This window comes from Lysobacter sp. FW306-1B-D06B, assembly GCF_038446665.1.
Lineage (GTDB): Bacteria > Pseudomonadota > Gammaproteobacteria > Xanthomonadales > Xanthomonadaceae > Lysobacter_J.
This window is the reverse complement of sequence record NZ_CP151802.1, coordinates 2588470-2607007: the sequence shown is the minus strand read 5'-3', so window position 1 is coordinate 2607007 and position 18538 is coordinate 2588470. Positions and strand designations below refer to the sequence as shown.

Genomic DNA, 18538 nt, shown 5'->3' with positions numbered 1-18538 from the left:
AAGAAGCCATGAAAACCCTCTGCGTCTACTGCGGCTCCAACCCCGGTTCCCGGCCGATCTACACCGAGCGCGCCATCGCGCTGGGCACGCGTCTGGCGAAGGACGGCATCACCCTGGTCTACGGCGGTGGCAACGTCGGATTGATGGGCGTGGTCGCCGATTCGGTACTCGAGGCGGGCGGTGAAGTGATCGGCGTCATTCCCGAGCAGCTGGTGAACTGGGAAGTCGCGCACAAGGGCCTGACGAAGCTGGAAGTCGTCGGCTCCATGCACGAACGCAAGGCGCGCATGTTCGACCTCTCCGACGGTTTCGTCGCCCTGCCCGGCGGCTTCGGCACGCTGGACGAGATGTTCGAGATGCTGACCTGGCGCCAGCTCGGCATCGGCGACAAGCCCTGCGCGTTCTTCGACGTCGAAGGCTTCTACACGCCGCTGATGGGCATGCTCGACCGCATGGTGGCCGAACGCTTCCTGCATCCCGACCAGCGCGACGATCTGTGGCACGGCGACGACCTCGACGCGATGCTCGCCTGGATGAAGGCCTACACGCCGGCGAAGGCGGACAAGTGGATGGATGAGAAGCGGCGGAAGGCGATGCGGTGAGGAACACGACGCGACGCCCTCAAGCTTCGCGGCCGTGTCTGCCCGTGCCCTGCCCCATGGCCGGTGCAACGAACTGTCGTCATCCCGGCGAAGGCCGGGATCCAGGCCGACAACGCAACCGACCTTTTCCGACGCACCAAACCGTCGCTGACCGACTGCGCACACAACGCGCAGCTGCGACGCTCCCAGCCTGGATCCCGGCCTTCGCCGGGATGACGGCTTCGGTGGGCCATGAAGCAACCTTGCGTGTACATGCTCGCCAGCGGGCGTAACGGCACGCTCTACGTCGGCGTGACATCCGATCTCATCAAGCGCATGCACCAGCATCGATGTCGGGTCGTCGAGGGTTTCAGCCGACGCCACGACGTGCACACGCTTGTCTGGTTCGAACTGCATGGTTCGATGTACGCCGCAATCTCCCGCGAGAAAACGATCAAGGAGTGGCGCCGAAGCTGGAAGCTCCGCCTCATCGAATCCACCAACCCCCAATGGCGCGACCTCTTCCCGGATATCATCGGCTGACACGAATCGCCGCCCCCAGCGAGGCCCTATGTCCACCGTCCCTGCCACGTTCGACGTCTTCCGCATCCACAACGACGCCAGCGGCTACCGCAGCGGCGTCGAGCAGGTAACGCTCGACGACCTCGCGCCGGGCGAAGTGGTGATCAAAGCCACCTACTCGTCGGTCAACTTCAAGGACGCGCTGGCCGGCACCGGCGAAGGCAAGATCCTGCGGCGCTTTCCGCTGGTGGGTGGCATCGACGTGGCCGGCCATGTCGTCGCCTCCACCGATGCCGCTTTCAAGGAAGGCGACGAAGTGCTGGTCACCGGGTGCGGCCTGAGCGAAATCCGCGACGGCGGCTACGGCCAGTACGCGCGCCTGGAGTCGAAGTGGGTGATCCCGTTGCCCAAGGGGCTGAGCCTGCGCGAAAGCATGATCCTCGGCACCGCCGGCTTCACCGCCGCGCTGGCGCTGCTGCGCATGCGCGAGAACCGCCAGACGCCCGAGCTCGGCCCGCTGGCCGTGACCGGCGCGACCGGCGGCGTGGGTTCGCTCGCGGTGGACATCTTCAGCCGCGCCGGTTTCGAGGTGCATGCCATCAGCGGCAAGGCCGAACAGGTCGACTACCTCAAGCAGATCGGCGCCTCGCAGGTGCTCGGACGCGACGCGTTGGCCACCACGCGGCCGATGGAATCGGCGCGCTTCGGCGGCGGTCTGGACAACGTCGGCGGGCCGATGCTCGCCAGCCTGCTCGCGCAGACCACGCCCTACGGCAACGTCGCCAGCGCCGGCCTCGCCGCCGCGGCGGACCTGGGGACCACGGTCATGCCCTTCATCATCCGCGGCGTGTCGCTGCTGGGCGTGGCCTCGGCCGGCACCGCACGCGACATCCGTGAAGCCGTCTGGCAGCACCTGGCCGACGACTGGAAGCCGCGCCACCTCGATCGCATCTGCACGCGCGAGGTCGGGCTGGCGCAATTGCCGGACGTCTTCTCCGCCATGCTGGCCGGCGGTTCGCTGGGACGTACGCTGGTCGTGATCTGACGCACGGAATGGAGGCGCGGAAACCGCGCTGCCCGCTGTTGCGGGAACCCTGACGCTGGCTACAATCCCCACACGTTCAGGGGGAAACATATGGCGCGTATTCTCATCGTCGACGACTCGCCGTCGCAGCTCATGGGCATCCGGCGCATCGTCGAGAAACTCGGCCATGAAGCGCTCACCGCCGAGGACGGCGCCGCGGGCGTGGAAGCGGCCAAGCGCGAACTTCCCGACATGATCCTGATGGACGTGGTGATGCCGAACCTCAACGGCTTCCAGGCCACGCGTTCGATCACGCGCGACCCGACCACCTCGCACATCCCGGTCGTGCTGGTCACCACCAAGGACCAGGACACCGACCGCGTCTGGGGCATGCGCCAGGGCGCCAAGGCCTACCTCACCAAGCCCTTCAGCGAGGGCGACCTGTCCGACGTGATCGGCCAGGTCATCAAGCCCTGAGTCGCGCGGTCAGAAGAACAGCCGGTCGATCGCTTCGACCAGGATCGCCACGGCGGTGATCCCGCTCACGCCCCAGAGGAAGCAGATGGCGTTGCGCATCCAGCGCGCGCCTGATGGCAGTTGAGGTCGCATGGGGGAATGGCATCAGAGCCTTCCTCTGCGATCCATCAGAAAACTCTGAAAGCGGCCCACCCCAGGGATGGTCGGACGCCAGTCGAATGCCGGCGCTGGCATGCGCAATTCCGACGAGTCCTATGGAATGCCTCGGGTGCGGCCGAGAGAATCACTGGCTCTCACACCAGTGCCCCTCCCAATGCTTCAGAAAATCCTGTCCTGGCCTGCTGTCCTGCTCGCCTTCGCCGTGGCCGCGATCGTCGGCTTCATGGGCTACACGGAACACTCCGAAATGACCCGCCTGGCCGATCACGGCAAGCAGGCGATCGCGCAGATCGAAGAAGTCGAATGGAAGACGAAGCGCGGCATGGACCGCAACTTCGATCTGACCATTACCTTCGACACCGAGGCGGGCCAGAACGTCAAGGCGAAGCTCCGGGTCGACACCGACACCGGCAAGCGTGCGCGCGACGACGATGAGTTCGTCGAGCTCCCGATCGTCTACCTGCCCGAAAAAACCTCGGTGGTCCGCCAGGCAGGCGAAACCAATGCCTCGATGGGCATGTTCGTGATCGCGGCAATCGCGGCGCTGGCGGGCATCGTCCTGCTGGTCCTGCGACTTCGCTCCAGCAAGGCCTGAGCGGCTTCTCGCCGCTGCGTACCAAGGGGCGCCCTCAGGGCGCCTCTTCGCTTTCAGCGCCTCAGACGCGACGCCAGTCGTCGCCGAACGCCTCGCGCATGCGCTCGTAGGCCTCGCGCTGGTCCTCGTTGTGGATGCGGGGCGCGAGCACTTCCAGCTCGACGAGCTGATCGCCCGGCGGCTGCTTGCCGGTGGGGTCGTTGGGCAATCCGCGACCGCGCAGGCGCAGCTTCCGACCGGACTCGGAATTGGGCGGGATCTTCAACTCCACCGCGCCGCCCAGCGTCGGCACGCTCACCATGGCCCCCAGCGCCGCTTCCCACGGTGCGATCGGCAGCACGTGGATGACGTTGCGCCCGTCCACTTCGAACTGCGGGTGCGCGGCGTACTCGATCTCCAGCAGCAGATCGCCATGCGCGCCCTGCCCGGCCAGGCGGATCACCTGCCCCGGTCGGATGCCCTTGGGCACGCGCACGTCGAGGGTCTTGTTGTTGACCGAAATGCGCACGCTGCCGCCTTCGTAAACGGTCTCCAGCGAGATGGCGAGCTTGGCGCGCGTGTCGCCGCGCGGCTGCGGCCCCGGCCCGCGCTGGCCGAAGCCGCCGCGACCGAACAGGCTTTCGAAGAAGTCGCTGAAGCCGCCACCGGCACCGCCGCCGGCGAAGATCTCTTCGAAGTCCACACCGCCGTGACCGTTGCCGCCGAAACCGCCCGGCGGCGGCTGCACTTCGTCGCCGGGGCGGTAGCCGCGCGCGCGCAGTTGATCGTAGGCGGCACGCTTGGGCGGATCGCGCAGCGCTTCGTAGGCTTCATTGACGGCCTTGAACTTCTCTTCCGCACCCGGCTCCTTGCTGACGTCCGGGTGGTACTTGCGGGCGAGCCGGCGGTACGCCGTCTTGATTTCGGCATCGCCGGCGCCGGGCTCCACGCCCAAAGTTTCGTAGTAATCCTTGAACTGCATGTATGGTCCGTCCCGAAAGGCTGGCCGGCGGCAGTGCCGCACAGGCCGGGAGGTTAACGCACTCGCGGCGAGGCGGCAGTCTTCGCGAGGAACCTTCGCGCGCCTGCCCGAGCGCGTAGTGATGATCGGAAAGTAGGCGCGCCAGGCAGCGCTTTCAAGCGTGTTGACGCCAGCTTCCCCCGCGCCGTCTAGAATCCGTGAAGGCTTCGACACTCACCCCACAGGAACGGACATGACCATCCAGATCGGCGAACGCATCCCTGAAGTCCCGCTGCAGCGCATCCGCGAGGGTGTCGAAACCATCGACACCAACGCGCTGTTCGACGGACGCCGGATGGTGCTGTTCGCAGTGCCGGGTGCGTTCACCCCGACGTGCTCGGAAAAGCACCTGCCCGGCTTCGTGCAGCACTTCGACGAGTTCCGCAGCCGGGGCATCGAGGTCGCCTGCATGGCGGTCAACGATCCCTTCGTGATGCAGGCGTGGGGCGAAAGCCAGAACGTGCCCGACGGGCTGATGATGCTCGCCGACGGCAACGGCGATTTCACCCGCGCACTCGGCCTGGAACTGGACGCCAGCGCCTACGGCATGGGTCGTCGCGCGCGCCGCTTCGCGCTGTACGCCGACGATGGCGTGGTCAAGCTGCTCAACATCGAAGCGCCCGGCGAGTTCCGCGTGTCCTCGGCCGAACACGTGCTGGAAGAGCTCAAGCACCTGTAAGCGGCTGCGCCCGGCAAATCGCTCAACGCAGGACGCGGAAGCTCAGACGCGACCAGGCACCGCTGTCGGCCAGGGCCGTCAGCGAGTGCTCGCCGGGGTCGGCGAAGTCGTGGACGAAGGCGGCCTCGCCCCGGGATTCGCCGATGAGCCGGCCGTCGAGCAGCCAGCGCACGCGGGCATCACCGCCCAGCGCTCGCAATGACAGCCGAATCGCGCGCTCCCCGCCCGGCGCGGGCGCAAGTGTGGCGCGGTCGGCGACGCCTTCGATGCGCAGTTCCTGCGTGGCCTCGCGACCGTCGGGCGTGCAATCGGACGAAAGCGGCGGCAGTCGCGCCGCCTCGCGTGCCTGGCTCGACAGCCACGGCGAGGCCAGCGCGGGCCAGCGTGCGAGTTCGCGGCCCTGGCGCACATGCGGCCGCGTGCAGTCCGCCGATAGTCGCCGTCCGGTTTGCGCGTCCACCTCGAAGCGTTCGATCCCGGCGCTCCACAGCCGTGCATCGCGTTCGGCGAAGGTCGGCGGCACCGAGCCGTCCAGCGTCCACGCCTCGCGCTTCTGGCGGCACAGCTGGGGCGCGGCGGGATCGGGCGGAAGACCCAGCGGCCAGCAGACGTCCGCTTTCGCCACGCCGGCCGGTGGCGGACGCAGGTCGGCGTCGGCGCGCTGGCGCGGCAGGCTGTCGATAACCTCGAACAGCAGCGGCAATGCCGTGATCGCGCCGTACTGGCCCGGCAGCGGCGTGCCGTCCGGGCGGCCGACCCAGACGCCGACGGTGTAGCGCCGCGTACCGCCCAGCGCCCAGGCGTCGCGGAAGCCGTAGCTGGTGCCGGTCTTCCATGCCACGCGCGGCCGACCGCGTGTGTCGAACGTGTCCGCGCTGCTGCCCGGGCGCGGGTTGGCTTCGAGCATCTCGCGCACGATCCATGCCGCGCCGGGCGAAAGCAGGCGCCGGTCCACGCGCGGGGCGTCCGGTTTGTAGCGCACGCGGCCGGCCACGCCCTCGCGATTGAGCGCGGCGTAGGCGCCCACCAGGTCTTCCAGGCGGGCGCCGGTGCCGCCCAGGATCATCGTCAGGTTCGGCGTCGCGCCGCTCGGCCATTGCAGTCGGATGCCGGCATGCGCCAGCCGCGCGGAGAAGCGCGACGGACCGACGCGATCGAGCAGGTCCACCGCCGGCACGTTGAGCGAGAGCCGCAGCGCTTGCGCCGCACCGACCGGCCCGTTGAAAGCGGCGTCGAAGTTGCCCGGCCGGTAATCGCCGAAGGCCTGCGGCGCGTCGACGAGCAGGCTTTCCGAATGGATCAGCCCGTCGTCCAGCGCCAGGCCGTACAGGAACGGCTTGAGCGTGGAGCCCGGTGAACGCCAGGCCTTCACCATGTCGACGTGGCCCAGCCGCGTCGTATCGGCGAACGCCAACGAGCCCACGTATGCGCGCGCCTCCAGCGTGGCGTTGTCGACCACAAGCAGTGCCGCCGAAGTGCGTTCGGGCAATTGCGAGAAGTAGGCGGTGACGCGGTCTTCCAGCGTGCGCTGCAGATCCAGGTCGAGCGTGGACGCCAGCCGCACAGCGTCCGGCCGCTCGAATCGCAGCCGTTGCGCGAGCAATGGGGCCAGCCGCGGCGGTTGCAGCGACCGCGCGACCACGGACTCCACGCGCGCGTCTTCCACCTGCGCGGCCGACCACACCCCCAGTTGCTGCATGCGTGCGAGCACCTTGTCGCGTGCGATGCGGGCGCGCTCGGGCTCGCGATCCGGCCGCAGCCGGCTGGGGGACTGCGGCAGCACGGCCAGCAGCGCGGCCTCGGCGTGCGACAGGCGCGAGGACGGCTTGCCGAGGTAGGCCCAACTCGCCGCCTCCACGCCTTCGACCGTGCCGCCGAACGGCGCGCGATTGACATACAGCGACAGGATCTCGCGCTTGCTCAGGTGCACTTCCAGTTGCACCGCGCGCAGCATCTGCCGCAGCTTGCGCGCGGGTGTGCGCGTGGAGGTGCGTTCATCGGGGTGCGCGTTCGCATCGAGGATGCGCGCGACCTGCATGGTCAGCGTCGAGCCGCCGGACACGACGCGTCCACTGCCGATCCATTGCGCACCCGCCCGCAGCAATGCGAACGGATTGATGCCCGGGTGCCGCCAGAACCAGCGGTCCTCGTAGTTCAGCAGCGCCTGCACGTAGAGCGGCGATACCTGTTCGGGTTCCACCGCGTAGCGCCAGATCCCGCCGGCGTCGGCGAAAGCCCTCAGCGGCGTGCCGTCGGCTGCGGTGACGACGGCGCCACGATCGCGTGCATCGGGCAGCGGAAGCGGGAACGCAAGGTCGGCAAGCATCGCGGCGATCAGCAGCAATTGAGCTGCGAGCAGCGATTTCAGCACCGCTCGGCGGCCTTTCCTGCCGCCCGCAACGGCAGGCAGGATCCCGGCTTGTGCCGGGATGACGACGTTCTTCGCCTGCATTCGCGAGCGCTGCAACACCCCGCCTCCGCCTACTTCGCTCCCGGCTGCACCACCGTCAACGTGGCCGGCGCCACCTTGCCGACGCCCCGCAAGTCCGGTCGGTACATGTCTTCCACCAGCGACGGCGGCACCGTGTACGTGCCCGGCGTGACTGCGCGCACCAGGTAGAACACGCGCGCGGTGTCACCCGGCTCGAGCTTGAGCGCGGCCACGTAACGGTCGTCGCGGAACTCCTCGTGGCGTACTTCGGCCGCGTCGTCGCGATCGCTCAGTTCGATGCCGTCGATCACCACGCCCGCCCACTGCTTGGCGTCGCCGAGGTTGAAGTTCTCGATCTCCAGCCCGGCCGGCAGCAGATCGGTGAGCAGTGCGTCGGGCATCTCCCGCAAGCTGCGCACGCTGACCTGCACGATGAGCGCCTCGCCTTCGGCGAGCGAACCGCCGTTCCACTCCGTGCCCTGGGTCGTGTAGTACTTGCGCACGATGTCGATGACCGAGTTGTCGGGTGCAGGCGCCGTGCGCGGCACGCCGGCCACTTCGAAGCTTGCGTACAGCGGCGGCTCGCCCTTGGGCGCGAAGCTCACACCGCGCGCGACGGCCGCGGCATCGAACAGACGGCCCACCAGCCTCGCCGGACCGGCGTCGCTGGCCGCGTCGCCCACCTTCCATTCGCCCGACACCTGCTTGCCCTGCTCGGCCATCAGCGCCTTGCCCAGACGCGCGAGCGCCACCTGCTCCTGCGTGCTCAGCCACAACCAACCGCTATTGCGACGCGCGTCGAGTTCGCGCCCCAGCGCAACGGCACGCGCGTCGAACTCGGGCTTGTCCAGCTTGTGCTCGTGCACCAGCGCGATCATCAGCGCGTCATCGCGCAGGCGGCTGCCGTAGTCGCCGAAGTAGCCCGGACGGTCCGCCGAGCCGCGCGTGAAGCCCTCGGCGATCGCCTTCGCGCCGCGCACCTTGTCGCCCTGGAGCGTCAGGGCGATGCCCAGGTGGACCAGCGGCAAACCGGTGAGGGCCTGCTTGCGGTCGTTGTCGTACAGCGCACGCAGCGTGCCCAGCGGCGCGCGGTTGACGCGTGCCAGCGCATAACCCGCGTAGGCCTGATAGGCGAACTTGAGGTTCTCGCGCCGGTCGTAGCCGAAGAACGGCGCGCCGCCGGAGAGGAGATCCTCGTTGAGCACCTTCAACGCCTTCTGCAGCATCGAATCGGGCACGGCGAAACCGGCTTCACGCGCGTCGAGCAGGAACTCCACCACGTACGGCGTGATCAGCGGATTGACGTAGTCGCCGTCGCCCCACATCGAGAAATGCCCGGACCCGATCTGCATCGCCGCGAGGCGACCGAACGCGCCTTCCATGCGCGCGCGCCGCTTGGCCGCGTCCAGGCCGGTCGTGCCGAGCATCTTCGCCGTGGCGTCATCCAGTTCCAGCGCGGCGAAGCCCTTGCTGGTGGTCTGCTCCGCGCAACCGTAGGGATACTCCAGCGCGCCCTGCAGCGCGGTGGCGAACGGAATCGGCGGCAGTGCGCTCACCGACAAGCGTGCGTTGACCGATTCGGGCATCAGGCCCTCGGCCAGCGATTCGTCGAGCGCGATCGTGTCCAGCGAATCGAGCACCCGCGTGCGTGCGCGCACCACCGACGGCCACGCCGGCCGCACCGGCAGGTCATAACGCCGGTCGACCTTGTAGCCGTTTCCGTCCACGCGCACGCGCACCTGCGCCACGGTGTAGCCGGCGCGGGCTTGCAGCGGGAAGGTGTACGTCGTTTTCTCTTCCGCGCCAAGCTGCGCCGTGCGCGCACCATCGGCGATGGAGATCGGCCCGACTCCCGTCACCTGCACCTTGAACGTGCCGACGCGTCCGGTGAAGTTCTGCACATCGAGCGTGACATTGCTGCGGTCGCCCGGCGCGAGCACGCGCGGCAGGCTGGCTTCGGCCAGCACGGGCGCGCGCACGATGGTCTCCTGCGCGCGACTGCCGTACGTGTTCGCCGAATACACCAGCGCGGAGACGCGCAGCGTGCCGTTGAAGTCCGGCACCGCCAGGCGCACGCGCGCATTGCCTTTCGCGTCGAGCTTCACGGGCCCGGCGAACAGATCGACCGTCTGCACCTTCGCGGTCGGGCGACGGGCCTGCGGCAGCGCATCCAGCGCCATGTCGCCGCCGAAGCGGATCTTCGCCATCTCGCCTTCGAAGCTTTCGATGACGCGTCCGTACACGTCGTAGGCGTCCACGCCCAGCCGGCGTTGTGCGAAGAAATGCGCCGCGGCGTCCGGCACCGGGAAGCGCGTGATGTTGAGGATGCCCACGTCCACCGCCGACACGGTCACGAACGCCTCCTTCCCCGCAAGCTGCGGCGCGCTCACGGTTACCGGCAGATCGCGCTCGGGCTGCATCAGCTTGGGAACCGACAGACCCACGGCCACCTTGCGATCGCGCCGGTCCATCGGCACGAATGCGACACCGACCGCGCGGGCCGGCGTGACCTTGCTCGGCGCGCTGCCGCCGCGGAAGACCAGTGCGGTCACGTAGATGTCGTGGCGCTCCCAGTCCTTCGTCACCGGAATCTCGAACGTGCTCCCCGCCTTGGCGTCGATGTCCTGCACATAGAGCATGCGGTCGCTTTCGACCATCAGCAGGCCCTTGCCCGCGTGCGGCGGCGTCAGCGTCACCTTGAGCATGTCGCCGGCGCGGTACGCGGTCTTGTCGAGCGCGAGCTTGACCTTGTCCGGGCGCGCGTCGAGGCCGCGGTTCTCGTCGTTCCAACTCCAGCCGGCGGTGAAGGGATAACGCGTCGTCAGCTTCGTCGCCGGATCGAACACGTCGAGGCGGTAATCGCCCCATTCGACCGGGAAATCCACGCGCGCGACGGCGGCGCCGGGCTGCACGTTGCGGGTCTGCACGTCTTCGTAGCGACGCGTGAAGTCGTAATCCCAGCCGCCGTCGTCGGAGTGGTTCCAGTGGTAATCGCGATGTTCGCGCACCAGCGTCACGCGCAGCTCCTGGCCCGGGCGCGGCTTGGCGTCGGTGCCCACGCGCGTGATCTCGAAACCGACGGTGGCATTGGCGTCCGCGCCTTCCTTGTCGTCGAACAGCGGGCGCACGCCGACCAGCGCATCGGCCGGCCACAGCACGCGCTTGAGGCTGCGATTGACGCTGCGGCCACCGGTTTCGTACACGCTGCCGGTGACGATGGCGGCGATGGTGCTGGTCGGCTTGGCTTCGGCAGGCAGCGCGATGTCCTGCTGCAATTTGCCTTGCGCGTCGAGCGTGGTGTCGACGACGTCGGCGGCTTCCTTCGGCAGCGTCAGCGTGGGATCACCGAAGAAGTAGCCGGGCAGTTGGTCCAGCGGGTGCTGTTCGACGGCCACCGCGAGCTTCGCGGTGAAACGGTTGCCCGCGGCGGGCGCGCCGTACAGGTACGCGCCGTCCACGCTGAGCTTGAGCGCGTCGCCGGGCTTGAGGACGGGCTGGGCATCCAGGTCGAGCTTGAGCCGTTCGGGCAGGAACTCCTCCACCCGCAGCGTCATGCCCTGCACCGCATCCTTGCTGCCGGGATCGGTGCGGAATTCCACGCGCCAGCGGCCGGTCGCCGCATCCACCGGAATCACCTGGGCATGGCGCACATAGCCCTGAGCGTCGGGCTGCAGGCGCGTTTCGAGGAAGGTCTTGCCGTCCGGCTGCACGTAGCGCAGGAACAGCGGTTGCAGCGACTTGCCCGCCTTCGGCACGACCGGCTGGCCGTCCTGGTCGCGCAGCAGCGCCGACAGGCGCACCGTTTCGCCGGGACGGTACAGGTCGCGGCCGGACCAGGCGAACACATCGAACCACGCCTGCTCGCGCCCGCTCACCGCGAACTCGGACAGGTCCAGCGCGGGCTGGTTGAACGGCAGCATCGACACATCGCGGCCGTGGCTGGCAACCAGCACATGCGCGGCGTCGAGCTTGTAGCGCAACAAGGCGTTGCCGTGCGAATCGGTTTCTCCCTTGAACACCGTCTCGCCCTTGGCATCGAGCACTTTCAGCTCCACGCCCGACACCGAGGCACCGTTGAGCAGCGAAGCGGTGTGGACGAACAGCGTGTCCTTGTACGCGCGCGCATGCAGGCCCAGGTCGCTGACGGTGAAGAACGCCGTCTCGAACTGGTCCTGGAACTGCCCCGCCCGCTTCATCACGGCGAAGTAAAGGCCCGGTTCCTGCAGCTCCTTGATGTCCTGCAACGGCAGGTAGGTGAGCACGCGTTCGTTGGGCTTTCCGCCGAGGACGAAGCGGTTGACGTAAACGGGTTCTGCCAGGCGCTCCAGGGGCGTCTTTTCGCTGTACTCGCTGCTGAGTTCCCAACTGCCGCGACGGCCGCCGCGCTGGTACTCGGCGAAGAACTTCGGCAGGTCCTTCTCGCGCACGCGAAGGAACTCGACGTCGACTTCCGGCACGTTGACCGACACGACCGGCAGGCCACGGCTTTCGCGCGCGGGCAGCACGCTGCCCTGCGAGGCGAAACCGACGACGGGATCGAGCGGACCGGTGTAGACCTGCTTCGTCAGCGGCTGGCCCAGGCGCTCGCCGGACGCGGCGGTGAGGCCGGCCTTGATCGCCACCGAATAATCCTTGCTCGCTTCCACATGCGGAAAGCGCAGCGTCTTCGCATCGTCGGAGAGCACCCAGCTGCCTTTCACCGGGGCGCCGTTCTTGTCGGTGACGGCGATCAGTTCGTCGAACGACTGCGTGCCCACCAGCGGCTTGCTGAAATCCAGCGCGATGGCGAGTTGCTCGTCGCCCTTCTGGTCGGGATACGCGGCCACGAGGGCGAAACCCTTCACCGCCTCGGCCCTCGCCTTCACTGCCTCGCCGCTGGGCGCCGGCAACTGGCCGTCGGCATCGCGCCGGCATCCGGACAACGCCAGCATCGCGATCGCGATGGACGCGATCCAGGTGAGCAGACGGGCGTGGACGATTCCTTCTGCGGCGCGCTTCATGCGATCTCCCCAAGTTTGCGCCGAGTATAGGAGCAGGCGCGCGGGCGCCGCATTGCGAAATTCACGGGGGAAACGGGTTGCGTCATAAGCCGTTGTGCCGCGCGCGGATGAACGTCCGATGGGAGCGCTCACCTTCCGTCCGGGACACCGTCTGTTTACGGCGGCGGCCCGGGCGGTCACGATGGCCTGCCCCGTATTCCCGGCCCCGGCCATGACCCTCAGCGAGCTCTACGTCTACCCGATCAAGTCCTGCGCCGCCCTGCCCCTCGACGCGACGACCGTCGAAGCGCGTGGTCTGAGCGGCGACCGGCGCTGGATGATCGTCGACGCCGGCGGCCGCTTCATCACCGGGCGGCAGTTCCCGCAGATCACGCTGGTCCAGGCCCGCCCGGTCGACGGCGGCCTGATACTGGAAGCGCCGGGCATGCCGTCGATCCGTGTCGAAGCCCCGCAACCCGCCGCACACGAAACCGTCGAGATCTGGAAGGCGCCGGTCGCGGCTGTCCCCGCCTCCGAGGAAGCCAGCGCCTGGGTCGCCCGTTACCTCGGCACGGACGCGCGACTGGTCTACATGGACGAGTCGGTGCAGCGGCCGGTCAACCCCGTGTACGCGCGGCAGGGCGACATCGTCAGCTTCGCCGACAGTTTCCCGATCATGCTGCTGGGGCGCGGCTCGCTCGACCTGCTCAACACCAAGCTCGACGTTCCGGTCGTGATGACACGGTTCCGCCCTAACTTCGTCGTCGACACGCCCACGCCGCATGCCGAAGACGATTGGGCGCGCGTGGCGATCGGCGAGGTCGAGTTCGACGTGGCCAAGGACTGCACGCGCTGCAATTTCGTCAACGTCGACCCCGCGCTGGGCCGCAAGTCGCACGACGGCGAGCCACTGAAGACGCTGACCGGCTACCGCCGCTTCGACGATGGCGTGACGTTCGGACGGCACCTGATTGCGCGATCGCCGGGCGTCGTGCGGCGGGGCGACGCCGTAACGGTGCTGGCGACGCGGTAACTTTCCCGAACACCGCACGATCACAGCCGCGAAAACAAGAACGCCGCCCGGAGGCGGCGTTCTTGTTCAACACATGGCGATGGCTCAGCTGGCGACCGGACCGGATTCCGTCGCGACCTCGCCCGTCGTGCCGTCCACCGGGACGGCTTCGGTTTCGCTGTCGTCTTCGTCCAGGGAAGCATCGACGCGTTCCAGCGTCTGCAGGCTTTCCTCCGGTGCCATCCGCATCAGCGTCACGCCCTGCGTGTTGCGGCCGACCTGCGAGATCTCCGCCGCGCGCGTGCGCACCAGCGTACCGCCGTCGGAAATCAGCAGCACGTCGTGATGGTCGGACAGCTGCACCGCGCCGATCAGGTTGCCGTTGCGCTCGGTGGTCTTGAGCGCGATCACACCCTGCGTGCCGCGACCCTTGCGCGGGTATTCCTCGAGCGAAGTGCGCTTGCCGTAGCCGCGTTCGCTGGCGGTGAGGATGTCGCCGTCGCCTTCCACCACGATCAGGCTGACCACATGGGCGCCGCCGGAGTTCTTGCCAGCGTCCTCGGCACCCTCTTCGCCTTCCTCGCCCTCGGCCAGGCGGATACCGCGCACGCCGGTGGCCGTGCGGCCCATCGAGCGAACTGCATCCTCGGAGAAACGCACTGCCTTGCCGTTGCTGGCGAACAGCATGATGTCGCGCGAGCCGTCGGTCAGCGCCACGTCGACCAGCGCATCGCCGTCATCGAGATTGATGGCGATCTTGCCACGCTGCAGGCGGAAGGCGAACTCGGTCAGCGGCGTCTTCTTCACGGTGCCGTTGCGCGTGGCGAAGAAGACGAAGCAGTTCTCGGTGTACTCGCGCACCGGCAGCACGGCCTGCACCTGCTCGCCGGCTTCCAGCGGGATCCAGTTGATGATCGGACGGCCGCGCGCGTTCGGGCCGGCGTCGGACAACTGGTGCACCGGCAGCCAGAACACGCGGCCGGCGCTGGTGAAGGTGAGCAGCGTGTCGTGCGTGTTGACCAGCCACAGGTGGTCGATGAAATCCTCGTCCTTGGTCGCCGCCGCGTTGCGGCCCTTGCCGCCGCGCTTCTGCGCGCGGTAGGTGCTGACCGGCTGGCGCTTGGCGTAGCCGGCGTGCGAGAGCGTCACCACCACGTCTTCCGGCGCGATGAGGTCCAGGATGTCGAGGTCTTCCTCGCTGGCGCGGATCTCGCTGCGGCGCGCGTCGCCGAACTCTTCCTTGACGTTGCGAAGCTCGTTGCGGATCACTTCCAGCAGCACGCGCGGATCCTCGAGGATCTCGATCAGGCCACGGATGGTCTCCAGCAGGAGCTTGTATTCCTCGGTGAGCTTGTCCTGCTCCAGGCCGGTGAGCCGGTGCAGGCGCATTTCCAGGATCTGCTGCGCCTGGGTTTCGGTCAGCTGGTAGCCGCCGTCGACCAGGCCCACGCCCGCCGGCAGGTCTTCCGGACGCGAGGCATCGCTTCCGGCCGCGGCCAGCAGCGCGCCGACCAGACCCGGCTCCCAGCGGCGCGCGAGCATGCGTTCGCGCGCTTCGTTCGGGTTCGCCGAGGTCTTGATCAGTTCGATCATCTCGTCGATGTTGGCCAACGCGACGGTCAGGCCTTCCAACACGTGCGCACGCTGGCGCGCCTTGCGCAGTTCGAAGATGGTGCGGCGCGTGACGACTTCGCGGCGGTGCTTGACGAAGACTTCCAGCAGGTCCTTCAGGTTCAGCAACTTCGGCCGGCCGTCGACGATGGCGACCATGTTGATGCCGAACACCGACTCCATCTGCGTCTGCTGATAGAGGTTGTTGAGCACGACCTCGGCCGACTCGCCGCGCTTGACCTCGATGTAGATGCGCATGCCGTCCTTGTCGGACTCGTCGCGCAGCTCGCTGATGCCTTCGAGCTTCTTTTCCTTCACCAGCTCGGCGATCTTCTCGATCAGCCGCGCCTTGTTGACCTGGTACGGGATCTCGGTGACGACGATCGCCTCGCGGCCGTTGTCGGCCACTTCCACCTCGGCGCGCGCGCGCATGCGCACGCGGCCACGGCCGGTGCGGTAGGCGTTCACGATGCCGGCGGTGCCGTTGATGATGCCCGCGGTCGGGAAGTCGGGGCCCGGGATGTAGTTGATCAGCCCGTCCACGTCGATCGTCGGGTCGTCGATCAGCGCGATGGTCGCGTCGATGACTTCCGACAGGTTGTGCGGCGGGATGTTGGTCGCCATGCCCACGGCGATACCCGCCGAGCCGTTGACCAGCAGGTTCGGCACACGCGTCGGCATGACGGTGGGCTCGAGTTCCTTCTCGTCGTAGTTGGGCTGGAAGTCGACGGTTTCCTTGTCGATGTCGGCCATCAGCTCGTGGCTGATGCGCGACATGCGCGCCTCGGTGTATCGCATGGCCGCGGCGTTGTCGCCGTCGATCGAACCGAAGTTACCCTGGCCGTCCACCAGCATGTAGCGCAGCGAGAACGGCTGCGCCATGCGCACCAGCGTGTCGTACACCGCGGTGTCGCCGTGCGGGTGGTACTTACCGATGACGTCACCGACGATACGCGCCGACTTGTAGTACGGCTTGTTGCTGTGCGCGCCGAGCTCGTTCATCGCGAACAGCACGCGACGGTGCACCGGCTTGAGTCCGTCCCGCGCGTCCGGGAGCGCGCGTCCCACGATCACGCTCATCGCGTAGTCGAGGTAGCTGCGGCGCATCTCGTCTTCGAGATTGACCGGGATGATTTCCTTGGCGAGTTCGGCCATCAGGGTTCCGTTCGTGTGTGTGTCCGCGCAGGTGGCGCGAAGGCATTCCCCAACGAAACCGCCGCCCTGCATGGCCGGTTTCGCGCGCCCTTGGACAGGTCACGAAAACGGCGGGACGGGCCTGTACTGCAGCCCGCCGGAAGCGGCTTCAAAAGGACAGGAAATCATACCACGAAGCGGGGTTTCGAGGCACCCCGATTTTCGGCCAGAAACAAGCACTTGCGGGCGATTTGAACGGCTGTTTCGGAGGCGTTCGCCTGGCGCTCCAGGCCGTCATTCCCGCACAGGCACAATCCGGCCCTCAGGCGTGAAACATCCGCCATGGACGAAGCGATGTCGGCAGGCCTGATCCCCGCCCTTTGCTGGGATTGAAGGGCCGCGCGATGGACCGCAGAGGCTGCGGGAACGCTCAGCCCGCGCCGAACGCGGCCCGCATCGCGGCTTCGTCCGGCCGCTCGATCACGCCGCGCTCGGTCACGATGGCGTCGATCAGCTCGTGCGGGGTGACGTCGAAGACCGGGTTCCAGGCGCCGATCTCGTCGGCCGCCGTGCGCACACCACCGACGGCGAACAGCTCGCCCGGGTCGCGTTCCTCGATGTGGATGGCATCGCCCGATGCTGTCTGCATGTCGACCGTCGACGACGGCGCCACGACCATGAACTTCAGCCCGTGATGGCGCGCGGCGATGGCGAGCTGGTAGGTACCGATCTTGTTGGCGGTGTCGCCGTTGGCGCAGATGCGATCGGCGCCGACGATCACCCACTGCACGTCGCCGGACTTCATCAGATGCGAGGCGGCGGAGTCGGCGATCAGCGTGGGCGAGATGCCGTCCTGCTGCAGTTCCCACACGGTCAGGCGCGCGCCCTGCAGCCAGGGACGGGTTTCGCCGGCGAACACCTTGTCGATGCGGCCTTCGGCCACGCCGGCGCGGATCACGCCCAGCGCGGTGCCGAAACCGGCGGTGGCGAGCGAGCCGGTATTGCAGTGCGTGAGCACGCCGCTGCCCGGTGCGATCATCGCCGCACCCAGCGCGCCCATGCGACGGTTGGCGGCGAGGTCTTCATCGGCGATGGCCTGCGCCTCGCGTTCCAACACCTCACGCCAATCGGCGCCGGCGACTGTCAGGACACGACGCATGCGCGCCAGCGCCCAGGCGAGGTTCACCGCCGTCGGGCGCGCGGCGTTGAGGCGCTGCATCGCCGGTTCCAGTGCGGCTGCGGCGTCCGCGCCGTTGGCGGCTTCGACCGTCCGCGATGCCAGCACCACGCCCCAGGCCGCGGCGATGCCGATGGCCGGCGCGCCGCGCACGGTCAGCGCATGGATCGCCTCGGCGACGGCGTCGCTGTCGGCGCAGGTGACGTACTCGACCACGAACGGCAGCTTGCGCTGGTCCAGCAGTTCCAGGGCCTGCCCGGTCCAGCGGATCGGACGGATGCGGTCGTAGCGGTCGAAATCGATGGCGGTGCTCATTCGGGCGAGTTTACCGGGCGACGTGGACCACGTCGCCCGCCCGTTCCGCCCGGTGGCTCAATACACCTGGAAATCGCCCCGGCAGCCGTTGCTCACCCAGACGCCGTTGTTGTCCCAGCCCCAGCTGCGGCCTTCCACGCACGCGGCCTTCGAGGCCTGCCGCACCAGTCGCGCGTCGCGGCGAACGGTGACGTTGCAGCGGCGCGGGCGATTGTCGTCGGAGCCGCAGTAGAGCGTCTGGCCGGGGTTGTTCCAACCTCCGCCATGGCCGCCACCGTCGCCGCCGCCCCAACCGCCTCCGTTGCCACCGCCCCAGCCACCGCCGCTGGCGAACTCGGCACGGCAACCGTCGTTCACCCACACGAAGCCGCGCCCAACGCCCCAGCTGCGACCTTCGACGCACGGCGACTTGGAGTACTGGCGCACCAGGCGCGCGCCGCGTCCGTCGATGGCGCATTGACGGTAGCGGTTGTCGTTGGAGTCGCAGCGCACGGTGCGGCCATCGCCGCCATTGCCGCCGCCACCGTTCCAGCCGCCGCCGCTGGCGAACTCCGCACGGCAGCCGCCGTTGACCCAGACGAATCCGCGTCCCACGCCCCACGTGCGTCCTTCGACGCAAGCGGACTTGGAGTACTGGCGTACCAGCCGCGCGCCGCGTCCGTCGATGGGGCACTGGCGGTAGCGGTTGTCGTTGGAATCGCAGCGCACGGTCTGCGGCGCGCCGTAGCCTTGCGACTCGTATTGCGCGAAGGCCGACGGCGCCCAAAGCGCAGCCAGCGCCAGCGTCGCAAGAATTCCGAAGCCCCTAAGCGGTTGAGCGGTCATCGCATTCCCCTGTCCGA

General features: G+C 68.2%; 14 protein-coding genes. 7 read left to right on the top strand and 7 right to left on the bottom strand.

The features are described 5' to 3' along the window. The first annotated feature begins 8 nt into the window (after positions 1-8). The 4 genes from AAFF32_RS11955 to pilH all read left to right on the top strand — a co-directional run bounded on the left by AAFF32_RS11955 (position 9) and on the right by pilH (position 2604). A complete protein-coding gene (locus AAFF32_RS11955; protein ID WP_216958121.1) occupies positions 9-602 on the top strand; it encodes a TIGR00730 family Rossman fold protein in 594 nt (197 codons plus the stop codon). Between the two features lie 252 nt (positions 603-854). Next, a complete protein-coding gene (locus tag AAFF32_RS11950; RefSeq protein ID WP_342317272.1) occupies positions 855-1124 on the top strand; it encodes a GIY-YIG nuclease family protein in 270 nt (89 codons plus the stop codon). 28 nt (positions 1125-1152) lie between these two features. Then, on the top strand, positions 1153-2148 hold the full coding sequence (locus tag AAFF32_RS11945) for a YhdH/YhfP family quinone oxidoreductase (protein WP_342315291.1): 996 nt from the start codon (positions 1153-1155) through the stop codon (positions 2146-2148). A 90-nt stretch (positions 2149-2238) separates the two neighbouring features. Continuing rightward, positions 2239-2604, top strand: coding sequence for a twitching motility response regulator PilH (gene pilH / locus AAFF32_RS11940; RefSeq protein WP_216958125.1), 366 nt, complete (start codon positions 2239-2241; stop codon positions 2602-2604). Between the two features lie 9 nt (positions 2605-2613). Here pilH and AAFF32_RS11935 read toward each other — a convergent pair whose 3' ends face one another. After that, on the bottom strand, positions 2614-2736 hold the full coding sequence (locus AAFF32_RS11935) for a hypothetical protein (protein WP_342315290.1): 123 nt from the start codon (positions 2734-2736) through the stop codon (positions 2614-2616). Positions 2737-2836: 100 nt separating this feature from the next. Here AAFF32_RS11935 and AAFF32_RS11930 point away from each other — a divergent pair, with 100 nt between their 5' ends. Further along, positions 2837-3358: a hypothetical protein gene (locus tag AAFF32_RS11930; protein ID WP_342315289.1), complete on the top strand. Its 522-nt coding sequence runs from the start codon at positions 2837-2839 to the stop codon at positions 3356-3358. 61 nt (positions 3359-3419) lie between these two features. Here the strand turns inward: AAFF32_RS11930 and AAFF32_RS11925 are convergent, their stop codons facing one another. Continuing rightward, positions 3420-4319 carry a DnaJ C-terminal domain-containing protein gene (locus tag AAFF32_RS11925; protein WP_216958130.1) on the bottom strand — a complete coding sequence of 300 codons (900 nt, stop codon included), beginning with the start codon at positions 4317-4319 and terminating at the stop codon, positions 3420-3422. A 232-nt stretch (positions 4320-4551) separates the two neighbouring features. Between AAFF32_RS11925 and AAFF32_RS11920 the strand changes: the two genes are divergently transcribed. Beyond that, positions 4552-5037 carry a peroxiredoxin gene (locus tag AAFF32_RS11920; protein WP_216958132.1) on the top strand — a complete coding sequence of 162 codons (486 nt, stop codon included), beginning with the start codon at positions 4552-4554 and terminating at the stop codon, positions 5035-5037. Between the two features lie 22 nt (positions 5038-5059). Here AAFF32_RS11920 and pbpC read toward each other — a convergent pair whose 3' ends face one another. Both pbpC and AAFF32_RS11910 read right to left on the bottom strand, forming a co-directional pair. Further along, a complete protein-coding gene (gene pbpC, locus AAFF32_RS11915) occupies positions 5060-7408 on the bottom strand; it encodes a penicillin-binding protein 1C (RefSeq protein WP_342315288.1) in 2349 nt (782 codons plus the stop codon). 110 nt (positions 7409-7518) lie between these two features. Further along, positions 7519-12468 carry an alpha-2-macroglobulin gene (locus AAFF32_RS11910; RefSeq protein ID WP_342315287.1) on the bottom strand — a complete coding sequence of 1650 codons (4950 nt, stop codon included), beginning with the start codon at positions 12466-12468 and terminating at the stop codon, positions 7519-7521. A 211-nt stretch (positions 12469-12679) separates the two neighbouring features. Here AAFF32_RS11910 and AAFF32_RS11905 point away from each other — a divergent pair, with 211 nt between their 5' ends. Continuing rightward, on the top strand, positions 12680-13480 hold the full coding sequence (locus tag AAFF32_RS11905) for an MOSC N-terminal beta barrel domain-containing protein (RefSeq protein ID WP_342315286.1): 801 nt from the start codon (positions 12680-12682) through the stop codon (positions 13478-13480). Positions 13481-13564: 84 nt separating this feature from the next. Here the strand turns inward: AAFF32_RS11905 and gyrA are convergent, their stop codons facing one another. The 3 genes from gyrA to AAFF32_RS11890 all read right to left on the bottom strand — a co-directional run bounded on the left by gyrA (position 13565) and on the right by AAFF32_RS11890 (position 18521). Beyond that, positions 13565-16225: a DNA gyrase subunit A gene (gene gyrA, locus AAFF32_RS11900; protein ID WP_342315285.1), complete on the bottom strand. Its 2661-nt coding sequence runs from the start codon at positions 16223-16225 to the stop codon at positions 13565-13567. Positions 16226-16634: 409 nt separating this feature from the next. After that, positions 16635-17696: an S-methyl-5-thioribose-1-phosphate isomerase gene (gene mtnA, locus AAFF32_RS11895; protein ID WP_216958141.1), complete on the bottom strand. Its 1062-nt coding sequence runs from the start codon at positions 17694-17696 to the stop codon at positions 16635-16637. Between the two features lie 57 nt (positions 17697-17753). Beyond that, complete coding sequence (locus AAFF32_RS11890) at positions 17754-18521, bottom strand: DUF3011 domain-containing protein (protein ID WP_342315284.1); 768 nt, start codon at positions 18519-18521, stop codon at positions 17754-17756. Positions 18522-18538 lie beyond the last annotated feature (17 nt).